Raw genomic sequence first — 22,054 nt, 5'->3', positions numbered from 1 at the left:
TGATGTTCTGGCTCATGGCCCTGGGGCTGTTCGCGGTGGCGACAGTCATCGGTCGTCGCTTCGGACTGATCCCGATTGTCAGCCAACTGCTGTTTGCGACGCTTGGCCTGCCGTTGCTGATGTACTTCTGGATCGAACCAGGCTGGCAGCTCAACGGCGCGCAACTGGTGGCGCCGGTGTGGTTGAGCAATCTCTACAGCCTCGCCTTCGCCCTGTTGCTGGGGCACATCCTCAGCGACGTGATCGACCTGCGGCTGGACCTCCAGAGCGTGAAAGTCGCCCTGCCCAGCTTCGGCGTTCCATTCGCCTGCGGTTTGGCGACCGCGCTCTGGCTGCTACCGCCCCAGCCCTGGATCAGTTCCCTGGCGGTGGGGCTGCTGTTTGCGATCACCGCCATCCCGGTGCTGTACCTGTACCTGCGTCACATCGACTACCCGCCCGCCGCTACTCGGCGCCTGGTGCAAACCGCGATTCTGATCGACTTGATCTGCTGGAGCCTGTTCGCCCTGGCCCAAGGCAGCCTGCACCTGGCCAGCCTGTTGCTGCCGTTGGCCGGTGCCTGTGTGCCGCTGCTGTTGCGACTGCTTGGCCTGCGCCAGCCGCTGCTGCACAGCGGGATCTTTTTCGCCTTGCTGGTGGTGGCCGAACACTACCGGCTCAACGCGCTGATTGTCGGCATCGGCTATCTGCTGTGCATGGCCGCGCTCAAGGTGCCGCTGGTGTTGCCGCTCAACACGAACTGGATGCAAGGTTTGCAGACCTACCTGGCGATCCCGCTGATCCTCACCTTCGGCATCGTGCAGATCAGCGTCCACAGCGCCCTGAGTCGCCTCGACTGGCTCCAGATCGGCGCATTGCTGCTGCTACCCATCGCCAGCAAACTGCTGGGCAACTGGCTGGGATTGGGCTGGGCCGGGGCCTCGTTCCCTGGCGCCAGTCGCTGGCGCGAAAGTGTCTTGCTGAATATTCGCGGCTTGAGTGAAATCGTGTTCCTCAACCTGCTGTTACAACAACAGCTCATCAGCCCGGCGGTGTACTTTGCGCTGATGCTGATGGGCCTGATCGCGACATTGCTGCCGGCCCTGGCCGGCTTCCACCGTATTCCCTCGATTGCCGTCCCGGCCAGGAGCTCCAGTGCCAACAGTTGAAATGGAACGTCGACAGGTCGTCGTCATCGGCGCAGGTCCCTCTGGCGCCATCGCCGCCGCGCTGCTCAAGCGCAAGGGCCACGATGTGCTGGTCATCGAGCGCCAGCATTTCCCACGGTTTTCCATCGGCGAAAGCCTGTTGTCCCATTGCCTGGATTTCGTCGAAGAGGCCGGCATGCTCGAGGCGGTGAATGCCGCCGGGTTTCAGCGCAAGAATGGCGCGGCGTTCGCCTGGGGCGAGCGCTACAGCGCCTTCGATTTCGGCGATACCTTCAGCAAAGGCAAGCCCACCACCTTCCAGGTGCAGCGCGCCGACTTCGACAAGCTGCTGGCCGATCAGGCGGCGTTGCAAGGTGTCGAGATCCGTTATGGGCAGGCCATCACCGGCGCCGACTTCTCACTTGCCAAACCACAACTGGGCGTCCAGCGTGAAGACGGCAGCGCGTACCTCGTCGAAGCCGATTTCGTCCTCGACGCCAGCGGCTATGGCCGGGTCTTGCCACGCCTGCTGGACCTTGAGGCACCCTCGAACTTTCCGCTGCGCCAGGCGGTGTTCACCCACATCGAAGACTGCATCGATGCCCCGACCTTCGACCGCGAAAAAATCCTTATCACCACGCACCCGACCCAACGCGATGTGTGGTTCTGGACCATCCCGTTCAGCGACGGGCGCTGTTCAGTCGGCGTGGTCGCGGCGGCGGAACATTTCGCCGGTCGCACTGACGATCTTGACGCTTGCCTGCGCGGCTTCATCGACGAAACACCAAGCCTGGCCGGTGTACTCAGCAACGCGATATGGGACACCCCGGCGCGAACCATCGGCGGCTACTCGGCCAATGTCAAAACGCTGCATGGCCCAGGCTTCGCCCTGCTGGGCAACGCCGCGGAGTTCCTCGACCCGGTGTTCTCTTCCGGCGTGACCATCGCCATGCGCTCGGCCAGCATGGCCGCTGGGGTGCTGCATCGGCAGTTGCAAGGAGAAAGCGTGGACTGGCAAAGCGAATTCGCCGAGCCACTCAAACGTGGCGTCGACACCTTCCGCTGCTACGTCGAGGGCTGGTACGCCGGTACCTTCCAGGACGTGATTTTCTACACCGACGGCTCGCCAGACATTCGCCGCATGATCAGCGCGATCCTGGCCGGTTACGCCTGGGATGAGCGCAATCCGTTCGTTAGCGAACCCAAGCGGCGCCTGCGCATGCTGTCGCAAATCTGTGCGAGCCCGGCACCATGAGAAAGCAGCCATGAGCTACCTGAGCGACAACTACGTCGAAGAGACCCGCTTCGGCTTCTGGTTCCTGCGCAGCCACACCTGGCAGCACCATGTCTTGCGGGTGGCGATCAATGACCTGCGCAACCTTTTCAGCGGCCCGTTGCCGGTGGCTCCGGTGCTGCTCGATGCCGGTTGCGGCCAGGGCAAGTCGTTCCAATACTTGCGCCAGGTGTTCGCGCCACAACGCCTGATCGGCGTCGACGCCGACCCTCACAGCCTGGACCTGAGTCTTGCGGAAGCCGCACGCCAAGGCATGGCCGTAGAGCTGATCGGCAGCGATTGCGCGACGTTGACGGTGCCTGATGACAGCGTCGACCTGCTGTTCTGCCATCAAACCTTTCATCACCTGGTGGAGCAGGAAAAAGCCCTCGCCGAGTTCTATCGCGTGCTCAAGCCCGGCGGCTATCTGATGTTCGCGGAGTCCACGGCGGCCTACATCGATACCTGGGTGATCCGCTGGCTGTTCCGTCATCCCATGCACGTGCAAAAAAGTGCCGCGCAGTACCTGGAGATGATCCGCGATCAGGGTTTCCAGTTCGAAGCCGCCAACGTCTCGTATCCCTATCTGTGGTGGAGCCGCGCCAGGGATTTCGGCCTTCTCGAACGCTTCGGCCTGCGCCGCCCGCGGCCCTTTGGCGAGCGGGAGGAAACCCTGATCAATGTAGTGGCCCGTAAACCCGTTGAAGGGACTGTCGAATGATTCGTGCGCTGCTTTTTGGCTGCTTGCTGTTGCTCGGTGCCTGCGCCAGTCAGGCGCCGCTGCCGGAACGCACACCAACCCTGGCACTGCCGCTGCAGTTGCATATCGAGCGGCAACTGGCCGGACAGCGCCAGGATTGGCTGCTGGTGATCCAGCGCGAAGGCGCCGGTATCCGCTGGTCGATGCTGGACCCACTGGGCATTCCCCTGGCCCGCCAATGCCTGGTGGACGGCCAGTGGCAAGCCGACGGACTGCTGCCACCCAATGCCGAAGCCCGTGAGCTTTTCGCCGCGCTGTTGTTTGCCCTGACGCCTGAAACCGAGCTGCCGGGCAACTACCCCACCGCCCGGCAAGAGGCTCGGCAACGAACCCTGGGCCAACGCTGGCAAGTGCGCTACAAGCAACCGCTGGATTTTGAACTGGGCCTGCACGAAGGCCCGCACTACCGCATCATGCCGTTGACCGAGAGTACCCCATGACCGCTTATTTGAATGCCCTGGGGGTAATTTGCGCCCTGGGCCGGGGTAAAGATGAAGTGGCGCGCAACCTGTTTGCCGGCGACTGCGGCGGCGTGCGCGTGCAGGATGGCTGGGTGGCCGAACGTAAATTGCCGGTGGCCTCGGTGCCCGGTGAACTCGCTTGCATACCGCAATCTTTGATCGCGCACCGCAGCCGCAACAATCAGTTGCTGCTCGAAGCGGGGATGCAGATTCGCGATGAGATCGATCAGGCCATCCAGACCTACGGTCGCGCTCGCATCGGTGTCGTGCTGGGCACCAGTACCTCGGGCATCGAAGAAGCCAGTCAGGGCATTGCCCATTACCTGCATGAGCAGCACTTCCCCGACGGCTACGACTACCAGCAACAGGAGCTGAGCGCACCGGCCAACTTCCTTTGCGACTGGCTGGAGCTGAGCGGCCCGTCCTATGTGATATCCACCGCCTGCACATCCAGCGCCCGGGCCTTGATGAGCGCCCGACGCCTGCTCGACCTGGGCCTGTGCGATGCGGTGCTCTGCGGCGGCGTGGACAGCCTGTGCAAACTGACCCTCAACGGCTTTTCGGCCCTGGAAGCGGTATCGGGGGAGCGCTGTAATCCGTTTTCGGTCAACCGCAGCGGCATCAACATCGGCGAGGCCGCGGTGCTGTTTCTCATGAGCAGGACGCCGGGACATCCGGCACCGATCGCCTTGCTGGGTGACGGCGCCAGCTCCGATGCCCACCATATTTCAGCGCCGGAGCCCAGTGGTCGCGGCGCTCGCCAGGCCATGGAAAAAGCCTTGCGTCGCGCCGGCCTGCAACCCGGCCAGATCGATTACCTGAACCTGCACGGCACCGCCACGCAACACAACGACGCCATGGAAAGCCAGGCAGTGGCCGGGCTGTTTCCAGCGGGAGTGCCCTGTTCGTCGACCAAGCCCATGACCGGCCATACCCTCGGGGCCGCCGGGGCGCTGGAAGCGGCGTTCTGCTGGTTGAGCCTGAGTACGCAAAACACCGCCCAGGCCTTGCCGCCGCATGTCTGGGACGGCCAGGCCGATCCTGCACTGCCGGCATTGAAGTGGATCACTACCGACACCCGCCTGAACCCGACATCACCGCGCCGCCTGATGAGCAACTCGTTCGCCTTCGGCGGCAACAACGTCAGCCTGATTATCGGAGACGCCCCATGATTGACTGGCCGCTCGCCGAACTCCTGCCCCACGCCGGCGACATGATTCTCATCGACCGCGTCCTGGCGTTCGATGATGAACAGATCCACACCCTCGCCACTGTCAAGCCCGACGGGTTGTTCAGCCGCGACGACGGCGGGCTGCCGGCCTGGGTCGGCATTGAATTGATGGCCCAGAGCGTCGCCGCGTTTGCCGGTTGTCATGCACGCCGCCGCGGCGACGCCGTGGAGCTGGGTTTTTTGCTCGGCACCCGCAAGTTCGAATGCAATGTCGAATTTTTCCCGGCCGGGACCGAATTGACCATCCACGGTTTGCGCTCGCTGGAAGACGACAACGGCATGGGCGTGTTCGAATGCCACATCAACGCCCCGGGCATTCATGCCATGGCCCGGTTGAATGTGTTCCGGCCACCTCAGCCAGCTCACTACCTTCATGAACCGTCCGCAACAGGAAATACGCCATGACTGAATCCGTACTGGTCACCGGCTCCAGCCGTGGCATCGGCCGTGCCATCGCCCTGCGCCTGGCCCAGGCCGGGCACGACATCGTGCTGCATTGCCGCAGCGGGCGCGCCGAGGCTGAGGCCGTCCAGGTCGAAATCCAGGCCCTGGGCCGCAATGCCCGGGTGCTGCAATTCGACGTGTCGGACCGCAGCGCGTGCAAAACCATTCTCGAGGCTGATGTTGAAACCCACGGTGCCTATTACGGCGTGGTGCTCAACGCCGGCCTGACCCGCGACGGCGCATTCCCAGCCTTGAGCGAGGACGACTGGGATGTGGTGATGCGGACCAACCTGGACGGTTTCTACAACGTCCTGCACCCGGTGATGATGCCGATGATCCGTCGGCGCGCCGCTGGGCGAGTTGTTTGCATCACCTCCGTTTCGGGGCTGATCGGCAATCGCGGCCAGGTCAATTACAGCGCGTCGAAAGCCGGCCTGATCGGCGCGGCAAAGGCGTTGGCAATCGAGTTGGGCAAGCGCAAGATCACTGTCAATTGCGTCGCGCCCGGACTGATCGATACCGCCATGCTCGATGAAAACGTGCCCGTGGAAGAACTGATGAAAATGATCCCCGCCCAGCGCATGGGTACCCCGGAAGAAGTCGCGAGCGCGGTGAATTTCCTGATGTCCGCCGAGGCCGGCTACATCACCCGGCAGGTCCTGGCCGTCAACGGAGGCCTGTGCTGATGAAGCGCGTCGTCGTTACCGGCATGGCCGGCATCACCTCTCTGGGCAGCGACTGGGAAACCATCGCTGCCAACTTCGCCGCCAACCGCAGCGGCATACGACGCATGGACGAATGGGACCGGTTCACCGAGCTGAATACACGCCTGGCCGGGCCTGTCGATGATTTCCAGGTCCCGACCCACTGGACGCGCAAGCAACTGCGCAGCATGGGTCGGGTATCGCGCCTGGCCGTCGGCGCCGCCGAACAGGCCCTGGCCGATGCGGGACTGTTGGGCGATGAGTCGATCAAGGACGGGCGCATGGGCGTCTCCTGTGGTTCGTCAACCGGCAGTACCGACGAGATCAAGGCGTTCGGCAACATGCTGCTCAACAGCGTGGCCGAAGGGTTGAACGCCAACTCCTATGTACGGATGATGCCCCACACCACGGCGGCCAATATCAGTATCTTCTTCGGGCTTACCGGACGGCTGATCCCCACCTCCAGCGCCTGCACCAGCGGCAGCCATGGCATCGGTTATGCCTATGAGGCGATCAAGTTCGGTCGCCTGCCGCTGATGCTCGCCGGCGGCGCGGAAGAACTCTGCCCGACCGAAGCGATGGTCTTCGATGCGCTGTACGCCACCAGCCTGAAAAACGACGCCCCGCAGACCAGCCCACGGCCCTATGACAAGGACCGCGATGGCCTGGTGATCGGTGAAGGCGCCGGCATGCTGGTACTCGAAGAACTGGAACACGCCCTGGCCCGAGGAGCGCGAATCCATGCCGAAATCGTCGGCTTCGGCAGCAACGCCGACGGTCAGCACGCTACCCGTCCCGAACTGAGCACCATGCGCCGGGCCATGGAACTGGCCCTGGAAGATGCGGGCCTGGAACCTGCCGCCATCGGCTACGTCAACGGCCACGGCACCGCCACCGAACAGGGCGACATCGCCGAAACCCTGGCCACCAGCAGCCTGTTTGGCGAGCACATGCCCATCAGTTCGCAGAAAAGCTTTCTCGGTCATACCCTCGGCGCCTGCGGTGCGCTGGAATCGTGGTTCAGCATCGAAATGATGAACCGCGATCTCTACGTGCACACCTTCAACCTCGATGAGGTCGATCCCCAGTGCGGCAAGCTCGACTACCTGTGCAATGAGTTCAGGTCCATGAGCAACGAGTACGTGATGAACAACAACTTCGCTTTTGGCGGGGTCAACACCTCGTTGATTTTCCGTCGCTGGCGCTGAGCTGGATTGATATCCCTGTTACCCGTGATCAAGGAATGAGGGGCTGCGACCGGCATTGATCGGCTTGCACCTGGCAGCCAAAACAATCTGTGGGAGCAAAACTTGCTCCCACAGATGCAGTGGCTTCGACCGTTTCGTTCGTACACCGCCTGACGCCGCTGCAGGCGGTATCTATCTACCACCCTGCCTGCGTTCTTCTCCCATAGGTTGCTCCTTCCGAAAATTTCTCAGGAAGAGAACATGCTGGAAGACAACCCGTTACAGGCCGACAGTGCCACGGCCACAAGCGCTGCGCTGATAAACCGGCTCAATGCCTCGCAGCAGCAGATGATCCACCTGAACGGCGCCGTTCCGCGTGCGTCGAAGGTGACAGCCCAACATATGGAGTACTGGCTGGCGAAAGCCTTTCCCAGCCTGGCGAACACTCTGGTAGCCAAAGACATACTGGTGTGCCGGCGGCAGGACGAGCCGACTTCAAAACGAACGGTGGTGCAGACTGTTCCCCTCGATACGCTTTTCTGGCGCGCGATTGCCGGCGAGATCAACGCGCGCGAGTTCTTCCTCGAATTGGACAACATCGACATCGTCACGCGTAAGGACGATGCCACGCAAATGCCGGCAGTCCTCAATAGTCGTGACGCAAAGGAAGAGATCAGGCGGCGGATAAGCGTCACGCCCGCGTCTCATGCACGACTGCTGGAGCGGGCGCTGGAGCATTTTTGGGATAAACCTGCCGAGTTCAGCCAAGGCCGCAGTGTCAGCGACTGGCTGGCCGATGAGTTCGGCACGCAACTCAAGGCACAGGCGGATCTCCACCGGCTGGACGCTGTGTTGAGCCTGCCGATGCACAAAGCGGTGGCGGACTTCGCCCTGTCGGCGCCGGACGGCGCGTCCCGTGCCAAGCTGGCGGAGCGTGTCCGGCCCGGGGTCTACGGTTTGAATCTGACCCCCGAAGGGTGGGGGTTCAGCGTACCGATGCCGGGGGCGGTTGCGCTGACGCAGCATGATAATACCGATCATCCGGGGGGCGCTGTGCTATGCAGCCCGGGTAGCCCACTGGAGGTTTACGCTGACTTGACGGCGTTGAAGGCCAGCCTGGTGGAAGACGGCACTCAGGATACGGTGAGCACGGCGTCAATGGCGCAGAACTTTCTCGCTCGCCTGGTCACTGACCTGCGAGCGGCGCAGAAAACCGCCGTGAGCGAGGTTCTATCCAGCGGCCCGGCAGAGGGAGAAAGTCTCACCACCTGGATGGCCAGGATAGATGCGGCGGCGGACCTCAGGCACAAACTGGATCTAGCCGGCGCCATGGACGAGCGCGAGTTACGGCTGAACCGGAAAAAACTGCACGACTGGCTGCACCGCGACCCTAACGTTATCGGCAGCGACCGTCTGGCCTGGTGGAAGGCCGTGCAGGACTTGCAGCAAACCCTGACAGATTCGCCACCACCGCCGGACCCGGTCACCCTGGCAACCCCTGACGCCCTTCATGACCGGACTCGCACCCTGCTTGCCAGGTTCATCAAGGAGAAGTACCCACCGGTCGATCCTGACCAGGTCTCTCTGAGTATCCGCAAGCATCTGCTCGATCCGCACGCCCCGACAGGCGAGTCGCCATTCGGCTCCGGGCTCTCGTCGGGCAAGGTGAAGGGCCTATTTGATGACCGCCGCTCCCTGACGCAGTGGGCAATGTCCAACCTGACGCCGGAGGAACGCACGGCCAGCGACACCACGGTGGAAGGTCCGCTGAGTTTTGCGCAGATTGTAGAAGTCATTGAACGGGCAAACATCGGTGCCCGGCTCTCGCCCGCGTTGCAGCTCGCAGCCCGGGAACAGCAAGCACAGTGGATGTCCCTGAAGGCCAAACAGATGCGGGCGCAGGCGTGGGCCGCCCATATCTCGGGCGACTTTACCCACGACAAGGACAATACCGGGCTGAACCTGGTGCTGGCGGCACTGGACAGCCCGACGCCGCAGGGGCGCAGCAAGGTCAACGGACATGAGGTGGTGGTCCGCCAGATCCAGTGGGGTGACAGCGTACTCAAGGAGCTGCTGGCCTTTGGGGTGAAGACCCTTGGCAGCCGGCCTTCGTTGACCCTGTACACACCAGAAGCACCGGACGGCAAGCAGTTCAGGGACGTCGATGCGGCAAGCGACCGGGAGCTGGAGGCGGCCCTGGTGCGGACGCTCACCGCCACGCCGGAAATGACCCGCTGGCTGATTTCGCACCTGCCGCTGCTCAAGCAAGCCGATCAGCTTGCCAGCCTGGTGCCGTCCGCGGAAAACCTGACCCTCAACGAGAAGATCAAGAAAGTGACGCAACCCACGTTCTCCTGGATCAAGCACAGGGTTCAGGACGACTTCGCATTGAAAGTCTATTCGCCCGTGGTTAAAGGCAACCTTTTCAAAGCCCTGCATGAGACGCAGATCACCCAAGCGATCCAGACGGCGGACCTGCTGACCGTGACCAACGCCGAGCGCGACAGCACAGCGGCACAAGATGGGCGCAGGACTGCAGTCATGCTACTGACGGGGGCGATGTCAATGTTCTATGCAGGCCGGCTGGGTGGGGTACTGGGCCGCGCGATTCTGCCCGTGATGACCGGCGGCGCTGCGGTGTCGGCGATAAAGGATGAGGGGGGCAGCTTCAGCCAGTGGACGAGTGATCTTATCAGCGGGCTCGGTGAGGTACTGGCAGAGGGCGGTCAGGACCTGATCATGTCCCGCGCGGCACGGCGCCGGGGTAAGCCTCGCCCGGCACTTTCAGCCTTGCCCCGCATGCCGGACCCGGAGCTCGAACCGTTCATCCTCAAAGGGTTCGACGGCAAGGGACTGGTGCCCGAGGGGCGCAATCGGTACAGGGACGCCGGTGGGCAGGGTTATCTGAAGCTGGGGAAGGACTACTGCAAAACCGCCATACAAGCAGGCGAACGAATTATCTATGGGCCGAACAACCGTACCGACCAGCGGACGGTAACCTGGGAAAATGGCCGCTGGCAGATTGAAGAGCCAAAACGGCTGCTCGGTGGTGGAGTCATACAAAGCCTGTTCGGTCGGACCCCGGAAACCCCGCAACAGAAAACCTATAACGCGTTGGTAGAGGGCGTCCTCGTCGACCATCAGTGGCCGTCTCGGGCAGTGGTGAATACGGCAAAAAAAGTCATCTACTCGATGCCCGAGGAACTGGCAGAGCGTATCGTGCGCGAGAGCATGAATGACATCCACGTACGCGACATAGACACTTATCGCTCACGAATAAACTGGATAAACAAAGGACACCAGGACCTCACGCAACATAAAAAGGCCCACGACAGCCTGCTGTATAAATACAACGTATGGCAGGCCGTCGACTACTGCACCAGAGACATCGACTCCCAGGCAAGAGGGATCCAGCTGACGTCCGCTCAAAAGATAAAAGTATTCGACATGACCCTGCCGCTGAAAAGGGAGCTTTTCGACAGCGAAGGCAACTTCAAGATGATGATGTCCTCCTTGCCCGACAATCTCACCGGCGCGTCATTCATTACCATCATCCCTGAACAGGGGAAAAAGAAAGCCGCCATGACTAAAATCCAGGACGATATTCATGACGTGGTCGAGGCAGCGGAAAAGCGCGTCTGGGTCGATCTGGGCGAGCGGTACTCAGGGACGGGACCCGAGGTGGAAGCGGCCAGGGAACAATATAAACAGAACCCTGAAAATTTCCGGGCGTATAAAAGTAACAAACTCAGCGCGTTCAGGGACGAGATGAAAAAAAGACACAAGCCCGGCCTCCTGACCGAAATCCGCAACCATAAGATTCCTTATGTCATCGTCAACAAGGGCAAGTCGCAGCGGAAAACGTTATTGGTCACCGGCGAGGACATCACGAACTTCAGTAAAAACCTCTCGAACTACGACACGTTTGATATCGAGGTCGTGACCCAAGTCCCGACGAAGAAAGTCACCGGCAAGCCTGCGGCCGCGACCGCCCCCCTCGCTGTTGCGGAAGGCCCGGTTGTCGCAGACAAATTTTCGACAAGCACCAGCCTGCTGGCCGAGTCACAGATGTCATATGACACTTTTACTGAGGCAGCCAAAACGAAAATAACGGAAATCATGGCTGACATTCGTGCAGGCCGGGTCACCACCAAGCGCATCAACCGGTATTACTGGTACGACATGGCGCAACTGTCACCCGGGAGTGGCAGAGGCGCATGGCGCGCTGCCTTTGAACGCAAGGGCGATACCTGGACCCTTCAAGGGTTTTATGACTATCACGTCAATAGGCCTGCGACGGTTTGGGAGGGTTAAGTAAAGAGTCGTTCATCGCAGACGGTTTTCCCGCTGGGTTTGTACAGACCGATGATGCGGCCATGAACGACGAAGGGCGCCTTTGGGCGCCCTTCAATGAATAGCTCGGTGCAAGCAGTCGAGTTATTGGGCCTGAATCAATTTGCTTTCAGCCACTCCGGCGCGGCCGGTTTTTTCATCGACAACCTGCAGGTTGTTCCGCGCTTTGATGAAGCCCACTTTCACTTCCTGCCAGACGAAATAGTTTTTCCCGGCTTCTGTGCTGAGCTTGAGCTCTGAGTCGTTCTCCGCTGATGACACCAGGGTCTGCTGGCCAGCCGGTACTGACAGCATCAAGTACGACTTAGCGACAGTCTGGCCTACAGCTTTACCGTTGAGCGTCACCGGCATTTTTACGCCAGCGCCCATGCTCTCGTTGCGATAAAGGTAGATGTTGGCTTTGTCGGGGACAGTCTGGAATGTTTTTGCCTGAGCATCCTGAGTGTCATCCGCCATTTTTACCGAAGCGCAGCCCGTAGTCAGCGCGGCGACTGCCAGCAAAGCGGTGAAGGTCAACTGCTTGAACATCCTGTTTCTCCATGGTTTGTGGGTCGAACAACGGGTTATCGGCTGACACATGCAAATATTCAGGCTTCTTCCGGCATAAGTTGTTGTCCCCTATTGGTCAACAACTCCACAAACGCCCTTGCCATGGGCGAGCACTGATCCTTGCGTTGCACCAGCCACACCGCCGACATTGCCGCCGGATCGAGCAGTGGCCGGTAGACCACGCCGTCAATACGCATGCGCTGGTAGGACGCCGGCAGGACCGAGACGCCCAGCCCCGCCGCCACCAGGCCGATGATGGTCATGGCCTCACCGGCCTCCTGGGCGAAGTTCGGGCTGAAGCCGGCGTCGCGGGCCAGGCTCAGGAGTTGTGCATAGAGACCGCTGCCGTAGCTGCGGGGGAAGAACACGAACGGTTCCTGGGCCAGTGCAGAGAGGAACAGGCCCCCTTCGCTGCCCTGGGCCAGTGGATGCTTGGAACTGAGCACGGCCACCAGCGGCTCGCGGCTCAATTCGATCTCCCGCAGGGAGTCGGGCAGCGGCAAGGGCCGCATGATGCCCACCTCGATTGCCTCGTCCACCAGGGCGTCAGCCACTTGGGTGCTGCTCAGTTCCCGAAGGTTCAGGTGTACAGCGGGAAAGCGCTGGCGAAACGTGAAAATCGCCTGGGGGATGGTGGAGTTGAAAGGCGCCGATGATGTGAAGCCGATTTTCAGCTCGCCCAGTTCGCCCAACTCTGCGCGGCGGGCGACATCGGCGGCCTTGTCGACCTGGGCCAACACCTGTCGGGCCTCTTCGAGAAACAAACGTCCGGCTTCACTCAGTTCGACGCGACGATTGGTGCGATTGAACAGCCGCGCGCCGATCTCTTGCTCCAGTGCCTGGATCTGCTGGCTAAGGGGCGGCTGGGAGATGCCCAGCGCCAGCGCGGCGCGACCAAAATGCAGTTCTTCGGCAACGGCTATGAAGTAACGCAGATGACGCAGTTCCATAAGCAATCCAATAGGTCGTAGAACGTCTTAAACAGGTCGAACAATATATTGGATAGAAACATTAACCGGCTATATGCTTTTTCCATTGCCTGCCTGGTCGTGCTCCTGCGAGGTTCACCGTGAAAACTGCTGTCGCTCCACTGGCCCATGAGATCCCTCCGCCTGCCGATGATGGCGTCACCGGACGCAAAGACATCTACATCGAAAAAGGCACACCGTTGTTCATGCGTACGGTGCTGGCGTTGTTTTGTGGCGGTTTTGCGACCTTCGCGCTGTTGTATTGCGTGCAACCGATGATGCCGCTGCTCTCCGAAGAGTTTTCCATCAATGCCGCCCAGAGCAGTCTGATCCTGTCGGTGGCGACCGGCCTGCTCGCCGTCGGGCTGCTGATCACCGGCCCGATTTCCGATCGCATCGGCCGCAAGTCAGTGATGGTCGCGGCGCTGTTTGCTGCGGCCCTGTGCACCATAGCCAGTGCGATGATGCCGACCTGGCAGGGTGTACTGGTGCTGCGCGCTCTGGTGGGGCTGTCGTTGAGCGGCGTGGCGGCGGTCGCGATGACTTACCTGGGTGAAGAAATCCATCCCAAGCACATTGGCCTGGCGATGGGCTTGTACATCGCCGGCAACGCCATCGGAGGCATGAGCGGCCGCTTGATCGCCGGGGTGCTGATTGACTTCGTCAGCTGGCACGCCGCGATGCTGGTGGTCGGTGGCCTGGCCTTGATCGCGGCGGCGGTGTTCTGGAGGATTCTTCCCGAGTCACGCAATTTCCGCCCCCGCTCGCTGCATCCGCGCAGCTTGCTGGACGGTTTCACCATGCACTTTCGCGATGCCGGGTTGCCGCTGTTGTTTCTCGAAGCCTTCGTATTGATGGGTGCATTCGTTACGCTGTTCAACTACATCGGCTATCGCCTGCTGGCTGGGCCTTATCACTTGGACCAGGCCTTTGTCGGGTTGCTCTCGGTGGTCTACCTGTCGGGTATCTACAGCTCGGCGAAAGTCGGCGCACTGGCCGACAAACACGGCCGTCGCAAAATGCTCTGGGCGACCATCGCGCTGATGCTGGCCGGTCTTGCGCTGACCATGACCACGCCGCTGTGGCTGGTGATCCTGGGCATGCTGGTGTTCACCTTCGGCTTCTTCGGCGCTCACTCGGTCGCCAGCAGCTGGATCGGCCGCCGCGCAACCAAAGCCAAGGGACAGGCCTCGTCGTTGTACCTGTTCAGCTACTACGCCGGCTCCAGCGTCGCAGGTACGGCTGGCGGGGTAGCCTGGCATCTGGGCGGATGGAACGGTGTCAGCCTGTTCATCGGCGGCTTGCTGGTGGTGGCGTTGCTGGTGGCGGTGAAACTGGCGAAGTTGCCGGTGTTGCCGGGCAACGCTCAGGTTTGAGCGGACACTGTTCAGGCGCTGGATCCGGGCAGCGAGTTCGGCCTGCTGCCAATACTGACGCTCGGCCAGGTCGAGCCGATGTCGGGTGGGCTGCCAGATCGAGGTAAATAGAAGGAACAATCCCTGAATCTATTTTTCCGAGTCCAGAAGAAAAACTTCTTACAGGCAAAGTTAGTTACTAAACAAAAGAAAACAGATAAACCGACAAAGATAGCTAACTTGTTTCATTGAATAATTAGCAGGCAAAAAAAAGCCTGCCTGGAACGAATCCCGACAGGCTGGATGAGCGAGCTACGATCAGTCGTGGTATTGCGCCGACAACTCATGCACCGCGCGCAGGAAAGCACCGGCGTGTTCCGGATCGACTTCCGGCGTAATGCCATGGCCAAGGTTGAACACATGACCGCTGCCCTTGCCATAGCTGGCGAGGATGCGCCCGACTTCGGTGCGGATGGCTTGCGGTTTGGCGTAAAGCACAGTCGGATCCATGTTGCCTTGCAGAGCGACTTTGCTGCCGACACGCTCGCGGGCGTTGCCAATGTCGCAGGTCCAATCCAGGCCCAGGGCGTCGGCACCGGCATCGGCGATGCTTTCCAGCCACAGGCCGCCGTTCTTGGTGAACAGGATCACCGGTACTTTACGACCTTCATGTTCGCGGATCAGGCCGCTGACGATCTTGCGCATGTAGGCCAGGGAAAACTCCTGGTACGCCGCCGCCGACAGGTTGCCGCCCCAGGTGTCGAAGATCTGCACCGCTTGCGCACCGGCCAGGATCTGCCCGTTGAGGTAGGACGTCACCGACTGCGCCAACTTATCCAGCAGCAGGTGCATGGCTTGCGGGTTGTCGTAGAGCATCGCCTTGGTCTTGCGGAAGTCTTTCGACGAGCCGCCTTCAACCATGTAGGTGGCCAGGGTCCAGGGGCTGCCGGAGAAGCCGATCAGCGGCACGCGACCGTTGAGTTCTCGACGGATGGTGCTGACCGCATCCATGACATAACCCAGGTCCTTCTGCGGATCGGGAATCGGCAGGGCTTCGATGTCGGCCAGGGTGCTGACGACTTTCTTGAAGCGAGGGCCTTCGCCGGTCTCGAAGTACAGACCCTGGCCCATGGCGTCGGGAATGGTGAGAATGTCGGAAAACAGAATCGCCGCGTCCAGCTGCGGGTAACGATCCAGCGGCTGCATCGTGACTTCGCAGGCGAACTGGGGATTCATGCACAGGCTCATGAAGTCGCCGGCCTTGGCCCGACTGGCGCGGTATTCCGGCAAGTAGCGACCGGCCTGACGCATCATCCACACGGGGGTGACGTCTACGGGTTGCTTGAGCAGGGCGCGGAGGAAACGGTCGTTCTTCAGGGCAGTCATGTCGGCATCCGGAAAAAAAGTGCGGGCATTTTCTCAGAGCGCGACGCAAAAGGCACGGCAAGAGCCGTGCCTTTTATCTATCGGGGCAATTTGTCGCGGTATCAGGCAACACCTAAAACCACTGTGGGAGCGAGCTTGCTCGCGATGAGGGCATCACATTCAACATTTTCGTCGACTGATTCGCCACTATCGCGAGCAAGCTCGCTCCCACATTTGATTGCATTCCCATTCAGGAAATGATCAGACCCCCAAGTAATCCAGAATCCCTTCCGCCGCATTGCGGCCTTCGAAGATCGCCGTCACCACCAGATCGGAACCCCGAACCATGTCGCCGCCGGCGAAGATCTTCGGGTTGCTGGTCTGGTGCTTGTACTGGCCCTGTTCCGGGGCCACGACGCGGCCCTGGCTGTCGGTCTGGATGCTGAACTGCTCAAACCACGGCGCCGGGCTTGGGCGGAAGCCGAAGGCGATGACCACGGCATCGGCCGGGATGATCTCTTCGGAACCGGGGATCGGCTCAGGGCTGCGGCGGCCACGGGCGTCCGGTTCGCCGAGACGGGTCTCGACCACCTTCACGCCCTCGACCTTGTCTTCACCGACAATGGCGATCGGCTGGCGGTTGTAGAGGAACTTCACGCCCTCTTCCTTGGCGTTCTTCACTTCTTTGCGCGAGCCGGGCATGTTCGCTTCGTCACGACGATAGGCGCAGGTCACCGACTTGGCGCCCTGGCGAATCGAAGTGCGGTTGCAGTCCATCGCCGTGTCACCGCCGCCCAGCACCACGACCTTCTTGCCTTTCATGTCGACGAAATCTTCCGGCGACTTTTCAAAGCCCAGGTTGCGGTTGACGTTGGCGATCAGGAAGTCCAGCGCGTCGTAAACGCCCGGCAGGTCCTCGCCGGCAAAGCCGCCCTTCATGTAGGTGTAGGTGCCCATGCCCATGAATACGGCATCGTACTCTTCGAGCAGTTGCTCCATGGTCACGTCCTTGCCTACTTCGGTGTTCAGGCGAAACTCGATGCCCATGCCGGTGAAGACTTCGCGACGATTGCTCAGCACGGTCTTTTCCAGCTTGAACTCGGGGATGCCGAAGGTCAGCAGGCCGCCGATTTCCGGGTTCTTGTCGAACACCACCGGGGTCACGCCACCGCGCACCAGCACATCGGCGCAACCCAGGCCCGCCGGGCCGGCCCCAATGATCGCCACGCGCTTGCCGGTCGGCTTGACCTTGGACATGTCCGGGCGCCAGCCCATGGCGAACGCGGTGTCGGTGATGTACTTCTCCACCGAACCGATGGTCACCGCGCCAAAACCGTCGTTGAGGGTGCATGCACCCTCACACAGGCGGTCCTGCGGACACACCCGGCCGCAGACTTCCGGCAGGGTGTTGGTCTGGTGGGACAACTCGGCGGCCTGGAGGATGTTGCCCTCGGCCACCAGCTTGAGCCAGTTGGGAATGAAGTTGTGCACCGGGCACTTCCATTCGCAGTACGGGTTACCGCAGCCCAGGCAGCGGTGGGCCTGGTCGGCCGACTGCTGGGGTTTGAAAGGCTCGTAGATTTCCACGAACTCTTTCTTGCGTTGACGCAACAGTTTCTTCTTCGGATCCTTGCGCCCGACATCGATGAACTGGAAGTCATTACTCAGACGTTCAGCCATTGTTAAAACCTCATCAAACTCTTCAGGCGCATATCACTGCGGGTTGGCACGGGTGCTGGAAAGCAACGATTTCAGGTTGGCAGCCTTGGGCTTGACCAGCCAGAAACGACGCAGATAGTCATCGAGGTTTTCGGCGAGTTCACGACCCCACTCGCTGTCGGTTTCCTCGACGTATTCGTCCAGCACGCGCTGCAAGTGGCTGCGGTAGGCTTCCATCGCCTCGCCGCTGATCCGCTGGATTTCCACCAGTTCGTGATTGACCCGGTCAACGAAGGTGTTGTCCTGGTCGAGCACGTAGGCGAAACCGCCGGTCATGCCAGAGCCGAAGTTGTAACCGGTCTTGCCCAGGACACAGACGAAACCACCGGTCATGTACTCGCAGCAATGATCACCGGTGCCTTCCACCACAGTGTGGGCCCCGGAGTTACGCACGGCGAAACGCTCGCCCGCGGTGCCGGCGGCGAACAGCTTGCCGCCCGTGGCGCCGTACAGGCAGGTGTTGCCGATGATGGCACTGTCCTGAGTCTTGTAGACGCTGGCCTTGGGCGGAACGATGACCAGTTTGCCGCCGGTCATGCCCTTGCCCACGTAATCGTTGGCATCTCCTTCCAAGTACATATTCAGGCCACCGGCGTTCCAGACGCCGAAGCTCTGGCCTGCGGTGCCCTTGAAGCGGAAGGTGATCGGCGCCTTGGCCATGCCCTGGTTGCCGTGCTTACGCGCGATTTCGCCGGAGATCCGCGCGCCGATGGAACGGTCGCAGTTGCAGATATCCAGGTCGAACTCGGCACCACTGAGGTCGTTGATCGCCGAAGCGGCCATGTCGACCATCTTCTCGGCCAACTCACCCTTGTCGAACGGCGGGTTGCGATCAACCTGGCAGAACTGTGGCTTGTCCGCCGGGATGAGATCGCTGCCCAGCAACGGCGTCAGGTCCAGGTGATGCTGCTTGGCGGTCTGGCCCTCGAGCACTTCCAGCAGGTCGGTACGGCCGATCAGCTCTTCGAGCGAGCGCACGCCCAGCTTAGCCAGCCACTCGCGGGTTTCCTCGGCGACGTAGGTGAAGAAGTTCACCACCATGTCGACGGTACCGATGTAGTGGTCCTTGCGCAGCTTTTCGTTCTGGGTCGCCACACCGGTAGCGCAGTTGTTCAGGTGGCAGATACGCAGGTACTTGCAACCCAGGGCGATCATCGGCGCGGTGCCGAAGCCGAAGCTCTCGGCGCCGAGGATGGCCGCCTTGATCACGTCCAGGCCGGTTTTCAGGCCGCCATCGGTCTGCACCCGGACCTTGCCGCGCAGGTCGTTGCCGCGCAGGGTCTGGTGGGTCTCGGCCAGGCCCAGTTCCCACGGCGCGCCGGCATATTTGATCGAGGTCAGCGGCGATGCGCCGGTGCCGCCGTCATAGCCGGAGATGGTGATCAGGTCGGCATAGGCCTTGGCCACACCGGCGGCGATGGTGCCAACGCCGGCTTCTGCCACCAGCTTCACCGAGACCAGCGCCTTCGGGTTCACCTGCTTGAGGTCGAAGATCAGTTGCGACAAGTCTTCGATCGAATAGATGTCGTGATGCGGCGGCGGCGAGATCAGGGTCACGCCGGGTACTGCGTAACGCAGTTTGGCGATCAGGCCGTTGACCTTGCCGCCGGGCAGTTGGCCGCCTTCGCCGGGCTTGGCGCCTTGGGCAACCTTGATCTGCAGCACTTCAGCGTTGACCAGGTACTCCGGTGTCACACCGAAGCGGCCGGTGGCCACCTGCTTGATTTTCGAACTCTTGATGGTGCCGTAGCGCGCCGGGTCTTCACCGCCTTCGCCGGAGTTGGAACGCGCGCCGAGGCGGTTCATGGCTTCAGCCAGGGCTTCATGAGCTTCCGGAGACAAGGCCCCCAAGGAGATACCGGCGGAATCGAAGCGCTTGAGCACCGATTCCAGCGGCTCGATTTCGCTGATGTCCAGCGGTGTGTCCAGGGTCTTGACCTTGAGCAGGTCGCGAATCATCGACACCGGACGGTTGTCCACCAGCGAGGTGTATTCCTTGAACTTGCCGTAGTCGCCCTGCTGCACAGCGGCTTGCAAGGTGTTGACCACGTCCGGGTTGTAGGCGTGGTATTCGCCACCGTGGACGAACTTCAGCAGGCCGCCTTGCTGGATCGGCTTGCGCGGGCTCCAGGCTTCGGCCGCCAGGGCTTTCTGTTCGGCTTCGATGTCGACGAAACGCGCACCCTTGATGCGACTCGGCACGCCACGGAAGCTCAGTTCGCAGACTTCTTCGGACAGGCCGATGGCCTCGAACAGTTGCGCACCGCGGTACGAAGCGATGGTCGAGATCCCCATCTTCGAGAGGATCTTGAGCAGGCCCTTGGTGATGCCTTTGCGGTAGTTCTTGAACACCTCATAGAGGTCGCCCAGCACTTCACCGGTACGGATCAGGTCACCCAGCACTTCATAGGCCAGGAACGGGTACACCGCCGAGGCACCGAAACCGATCAGCACCGCAAAGTGATGCGGATCGCGAGCGGTGGCGGTTTCCACCAGGATGTTGGAATCGCAACGCAGGCCTTTTTCGGTCAGGCGATGGTGCACCGCACCGGTGGCCAACGACGCGTGGATCGGCAACTTGCCCGGGGCGATGTGACGGTCGGTCAGCACGATCTGGGTGCGACCGGCGCGCGCGGCTTCTTCAGCCTGATCGGCAACGTTGCGGATCGCCGCTTCAAGGCCGACGCTTTCGTCGTAGTTCAGGTCGATGACCTGACGCTGGAAACCCGGGCGGTCGAGGTTGGTCAGCGAGCGCCATTTGGCCGGGGAAATGACCGGCGAACTGAGGATCACACGCGAGGCGTGTTCCGGCGACTCCTGGAAGATGTTGCGCTCGGCACCGAGGCAGATTTCCAGGGACATCACGATCGCTTCGCGCAGCGGGTCGATCGGTGGGTTGGTCACCTGAGCGAACTGCTGGCGGAAATAGTCGTACGGCGTACGCACGCGCTGGGACAGCACGGCCATCGGCGTGTCGTCGCCCATGGAACCGACCGCTTCGTAGCCCTGCTCACCCAACGGACGCAGCACCTGGTCACGCTCTTCGAACGTCACCTGGTACATCTTCATGTACTGCTTGAGCTGATCGACGTCGTAAAAAGCCGAACCGTGATCGTTGTCCTCCATGGTCGCCTGAATGCGCAGGGCGTTCTTGCGCAGCCATTGCTTGTACGGATGACGGGACTTGAGACGGTTGTCGATGGCGTCGGTGTCGAGGATCTGGCCGGTTTCGGTGTCCACGGCAAAAATCTGGCCCGGGCCCACGCGGCCCTTGGCGATGACGTCTTCGGGCTGGTAGTTCCAGACACCGATTTCCGAAGCCAGGGTGATGAACCCGTTGGTGGTGGTTACCCAGCGCGCCGGACGCAGACCGTTACGGTCGAGCAGGCACACGGCGTAGCGGCCGTCGGTCATGACGATACCGGCCGGGCCGTCCCACGGTTCCATGTGCATGGAGTTGTATTCGTAGAACGCACGCAGGTCCGGGTCCATGGTCTCGACGTTCTGCCAGGCCGGCGGCACCAGCATGCGCACGCCACGGAACAGGTCGATGCCGCCGGTGACCATCAGTTCCAGCATGTTGTCCATGCTCGAGGAGTCCGAGCCCACACGGTTGACCAGCGGGCCGAGTTCTTCCAGATCCGGCATCAGATCGTTGGCGAACTTGGTGCGACGGGCCAGCGCCCAGTTGCGGTTGCCGGTGATGGTGTTGATCTCGCCGTTGTGGGCGAGGAAGCGGAATGGCTGGGCCAGCGGCCATTTCGGCAGGGTGTTGGTGGAGAAGCGCTGGTGGAACACGCAGATCGCGGTTTTCAGGCGCTCATCGCTCAGGTCCGGATAGAAGGCGGTCAGGTCCGCCGGCATCATCAGGCCTTTATAGATGATGGTCTTGTGGGAAAAGCTGCAGATGTAGTGATCGGTGTCGGCGGCGTTGGCCACGGACGAACGACGACGGGAGCTGAACAGCTTGATCGACATGTCCTGGTCGCTCAGGCCTTCGCCCGCGATGAACACTTGTTCGATCTGCGGCAGACGCTCAAGGGCCAGGCGGCCGAGGACGCTGGTGTCGATCGGCACCTTGCGCCAGCCCACCAATTGCAGGCCGGCGGCCAGGATCTCGCGATTCATGTTTTCGCGAGCCGCTTGGGCCTTCACCGGGTCCTGATTGAAGAACACCATGCCCACCGCGTACTGCTTGGGCAGGGTCACGCCAAACGTTTCCTGGGCAATGGCACGCAGGAACTCGTCAGGCTTTTGAATCAGCAAGCCACAACCGTCACCGGTCTTGCCGTCGGCGTTGATCCCACCACGGTGGGTCATGCAGGTCAGGGCCTCAATGGCCGTTTGTAAAAGGGTATGGCTGGGTTCGCCCTGCATATGAGCAATCAGGCCGAAACCGCAGTTATCCTTGAATTCATCTGGTTGGTACAGACCTGCTTTCATAGACACTTTCTCACCAGGCTGCCTCTTATCGAGGCAAATTTCTTTTCAATTCAGCCAGTTGCGTGCCGCGCCGAACGTACGCCAGCTTTGCGGGGGCAAAAGGGAGGTCATTGTA

Annotated in this window: 15 protein-coding genes; 10 read left to right on the top strand and 5 right to left on the bottom strand. The window is 61.3% G+C overall.

The window, feature by feature from the left end; translation table 11 throughout:
• Window positions 1-2: 2 nt before the first annotated feature.
• The 9 genes from MKS85_RS20425 (at window position 3) to MKS85_RS20385 (ending at window position 11,501) form a co-directional block, all read left to right on the top strand.
• Window positions 3-1,148 (top strand): sodium:proton antiporter, encoded by a 1,146-nt coding sequence (locus MKS85_RS20425; protein ID WP_223194561.1) that lies wholly within the window; start codon window positions 3-5, stop codon window positions 1,146-1,148.
• Window positions 1,135-2,382, top strand: a complete 1,248-nt coding sequence (locus MKS85_RS20420) for an NAD(P)/FAD-dependent oxidoreductase (protein ID WP_188252178.1) — start codon at window positions 1,135-1,137, stop codon at window positions 2,380-2,382. Before MKS85_RS20425 ends, MKS85_RS20420 begins: the two co-directional genes overlap by 14 nt.
• A 10-nt stretch (window positions 2,383-2,392) precedes the next feature.
• Window positions 2,393-3,121, top strand: a complete 729-nt coding sequence (locus MKS85_RS20415) for a class I SAM-dependent methyltransferase (RefSeq protein ID WP_188252177.1) — start codon at window positions 2,393-2,395, stop codon at window positions 3,119-3,121.
• On the top strand, window positions 3,118-3,600 hold the full coding sequence (locus MKS85_RS20410) for a DUF3261 domain-containing protein (protein WP_188252176.1): 483 nt from the start codon (window positions 3,118-3,120) through the stop codon (window positions 3,598-3,600). The genes MKS85_RS20415 and MKS85_RS20410 overlap by 4 nt, the downstream gene beginning before the upstream one ends.
• Complete coding sequence (locus MKS85_RS20405) at window positions 3,597-4,793, top strand: beta-ketoacyl-[acyl-carrier-protein] synthase family protein (protein WP_173407464.1); 1,197 nt, start codon at window positions 3,597-3,599, stop codon at window positions 4,791-4,793. Before MKS85_RS20410 ends, MKS85_RS20405 begins: the two co-directional genes overlap by 4 nt.
• On the top strand, window positions 4,790-5,257 hold the full coding sequence (locus tag MKS85_RS20400; protein WP_092395582.1) for a hotdog family protein: 468 nt from the start codon (window positions 4,790-4,792) through the stop codon (window positions 5,255-5,257). Before MKS85_RS20405 ends, MKS85_RS20400 begins: the two co-directional genes overlap by 4 nt.
• Window positions 5,254-5,982, top strand: a complete 729-nt coding sequence (locus MKS85_RS20395; protein ID WP_188252175.1) for a 3-ketoacyl-ACP reductase FabG2 — start codon at window positions 5,254-5,256, stop codon at window positions 5,980-5,982. The genes MKS85_RS20400 and MKS85_RS20395 overlap by 4 nt, the downstream gene beginning before the upstream one ends.
• Window positions 5,982-7,208 (top strand): beta-ketoacyl-ACP synthase, encoded by a 1,227-nt coding sequence (locus tag MKS85_RS20390; RefSeq protein WP_047225953.1) that lies wholly within the window; start codon window positions 5,982-5,984, stop codon window positions 7,206-7,208. Before MKS85_RS20395 ends, MKS85_RS20390 begins: the two co-directional genes overlap by 1 nt.
• 240 nt (window positions 7,209-7,448) lie before the next feature.
• The gene (locus MKS85_RS20385) at window positions 7,449-11,501 is read left to right on the top strand and encodes a dermonecrotic toxin domain-containing protein (RefSeq protein ID WP_310663117.1); all 4,053 of its coding nucleotides are present in this window, start codon (window positions 7,449-7,451) and stop codon (window positions 11,499-11,501) included.
• Between the two features lie 123 nt (window positions 11,502-11,624).
• Here MKS85_RS20385 and MKS85_RS20380 read toward each other — a convergent pair whose 3' ends face one another.
• Both MKS85_RS20380 and MKS85_RS20375 read right to left on the bottom strand, forming a co-directional pair.
• The gene (locus MKS85_RS20380; RefSeq protein ID WP_047225955.1) at window positions 11,625-12,068 is read right to left on the bottom strand and encodes a DUF2846 domain-containing protein; all 444 of its coding nucleotides are present in this window, start codon (window positions 12,066-12,068) and stop codon (window positions 11,625-11,627) included.
• 59 nt (window positions 12,069-12,127) lie between these two features.
• Window positions 12,128-13,039, bottom strand: a complete 912-nt coding sequence (locus MKS85_RS20375) for a LysR family transcriptional regulator (RefSeq protein ID WP_188252172.1) — start codon at window positions 13,037-13,039, stop codon at window positions 12,128-12,130.
• 140 nt (window positions 13,040-13,179) lie between these two features.
• Here MKS85_RS20375 and MKS85_RS20370 point away from each other — a divergent pair, with 140 nt between their 5' ends.
• Window positions 13,180-14,433, top strand: a complete 1,254-nt coding sequence (locus MKS85_RS20370; RefSeq protein ID WP_223194559.1) for an MFS transporter — start codon at window positions 13,180-13,182, stop codon at window positions 14,431-14,433.
• 297 nt (window positions 14,434-14,730) lie between these two features.
• On the opposite strand, the gene hemE is transcribed toward MKS85_RS20370, so the two are convergent.
• The 3 genes from hemE to gltB form a co-directional block, all read right to left on the bottom strand.
• Window positions 14,731-15,798, bottom strand: a complete 1,068-nt coding sequence (gene hemE, locus MKS85_RS20365; protein WP_047225959.1) for a uroporphyrinogen decarboxylase — start codon at window positions 15,796-15,798, stop codon at window positions 14,731-14,733.
• 240 nt (window positions 15,799-16,038) lie between these two features.
• Window positions 16,039-17,457: an FAD-dependent oxidoreductase gene (locus MKS85_RS20360; RefSeq protein WP_047225960.1), complete on the bottom strand. Its 1,419-nt coding sequence runs from the start codon at window positions 17,455-17,457 to the stop codon at window positions 16,039-16,041.
• A gap of 33 nt (window positions 17,458-17,490) precedes the next feature.
• Window positions 17,491-21,939 (bottom strand): glutamate synthase large subunit, encoded by a 4,449-nt coding sequence (gene gltB / locus MKS85_RS20355; RefSeq protein ID WP_047225961.1) that lies wholly within the window; start codon window positions 21,937-21,939, stop codon window positions 17,491-17,493.
• Between the last annotated feature and the right edge of the window lie 115 nt (window positions 21,940-22,054).

The sequence above is a fragment of the Pseudomonas sp. JL2 genome (genome assembly GCF_031570495.1).
GTDB classification, from domain to species: domain Bacteria; phylum Pseudomonadota; class Gammaproteobacteria; order Pseudomonadales; family Pseudomonadaceae; genus Aquipseudomonas; species Aquipseudomonas rhizophila.
This window is presented reverse-complemented; position numbering and strand designations above follow the sequence as displayed.